Below are 1,664 nucleotides of genomic sequence, written 5' to 3'. Positions count from 1 at the left end.
TTGGGGAGAGTTTGTGTCAAAAGTCCACCTAAATCCCCAAAATCGTGGTATAATTAATACATAATCTTAAAATAATCGGGAGGGTATTCTTATGGATTTCATTATTGGAAATAATCGTCATCAAGGGATGTTACTTCCAGACTGTATCGAGGATTATGTCGATGAAAATAATCCTGTACGTGTCATTGATGCTTATGTTGATACCTTAGATTTCGAAAATCTCGGATTTAATAAGTGGAAACCCAATCAAACAGGCCGCCCGATGTACTCGCCACGTGATCTTCTAAAACTTTATATTTATGGCTATATGAATCACGTGCGTTCTTCCAGGCGTCTGGAAATTGAGACCAAACGAAACCTCGAAGTGATTTGGCTGCTTCAAAAACTTTCCCCGGATCATAAAACCATTGCCCGCTTTCGCCAGCAAAATCCAACGGCACTTAAGAATGTCTTTAAAAACTTTGTACAGCTCTGTACCCAATGGGAGCTTTACGGTAAAGAACTGCTTGCGATTGATGGCAGCAAATTTAAAGCCTGGAATACCAAAGACCGCAACTTCACCAAAAACAAACTAAAGGATCGGATTCAGCATATCGAAGAAAAAATCGAAAGCTATCTTGATGCTTTAAATCAGAATGATGCACTTGAAAATCAAAGCACTTCTGAAATATCCAGCGATATAAGCGAAGTTATTCATCAGCTCACTGACCGCAAAACACTTTATGAATCTTTTTTAGCGGAGCTCGCTGAAAGCGACGAAACCCAAATTTCGCTTACCGATCCCGATAGCCGTCTGATGAAAACTAAAAACGGGCTTGATGTCTGTTTGAATATTCAAACCGCTGTCGACAGTAAAAACAAAATGATTGTTGAATTCACGGTTGAAAATCAAGCTCAGGATAAAAATTTAATGGGTCCTTTAGCTCAAAAAGCGGCAGATTTATTGGAAGTGCCCGCCATGACCGTCGTTGCAGATAACGGCTACGACAGTGTAAGTGATGTGGCTCAACTTTATCTCAGTGGTCATCGTCCTGTTGTTGCTGGAGGGGATTATGAATTTTGTATTCCTACAGATGCGGCAAATACTGAAAAGATTACCGACTATGATTCGAACGTTGCACGCGCGATTTATCTTCCAGAGCGTAATATTTTCATCTGTCCACTAGGAAAAGTGTTAAGGCCCTGTACTTATAATAAAAAAAAACATGTTGCCAAATACGATAATACACAAGCCTGTAGACACTGTCCTAAAAAATGTACAAAAATGCGCTATTACCGCGCCGAGCGTGTCATGAAACCGTCAGAATACACCAAGGCCTTCGATGATTCCGACTTATTCCTTCGAAAAGTTCACATCTTTCAAAATAAAGAGATCGTTCGACAAAGAAAGGCCATTGTTGAGCACCCCTTTGGAACCGTAAAACGCGCAATGGGCATCTCCTATCTTTTACTGAAAGGCAAGCAAAAGGTAGAAGGTGAGATTGCGCTTGCTTTTCTTGCCTTTAATCTTAAAAGAGCCATCCATATCATGGGAATCCAGCCATTAATCCAAGCAATCCGAGCATAGCGCTTCTTTTTTTGCTCTTTTTTCAAAGTTCAACCTTTACCCAGGGGTTTGGGGACGGAGTCACCAACAAGAGACTGTGTTTTGACACAGTCTGGGG

General features: G+C 40.9%; 1 protein-coding gene. It reads left to right on the top strand.

Going from position 1 to position 1,664, the window contains the following annotated elements; all coding sequences use genetic code 11:
- Positions 1 to 91: 91 nt before the first annotated feature.
- Complete coding sequence (locus DW091_RS19890) at positions 92 to 1,567, top strand: IS1182 family transposase (protein ID WP_118519118.1); 1,476 nt, start codon at positions 92 to 94, stop codon at positions 1,565 to 1,567.
- Positions 1,568 to 1,664 lie beyond the last annotated feature (97 nt).

Origin of the sequence: Eubacterium sp. AM05-23 (assembly GCF_003477535.1) — a bacterium.
Lineage (GTDB): Bacteria > Bacillota > Clostridia > Eubacteriales > Eubacteriaceae > Eubacterium > Eubacterium maltosivorans.
This window is presented reverse-complemented; position numbering and strand designations above follow the sequence as displayed.

What these genes read in the sequence shown, in the direction of transcription:
- DW091_RS19890 (WP_118519118.1), top strand. Translation starts at nt 92, where the DNA reads ATGGATTTCATTATTGGAAATAATCGTCATCAAGGGATGTTACTTCCA.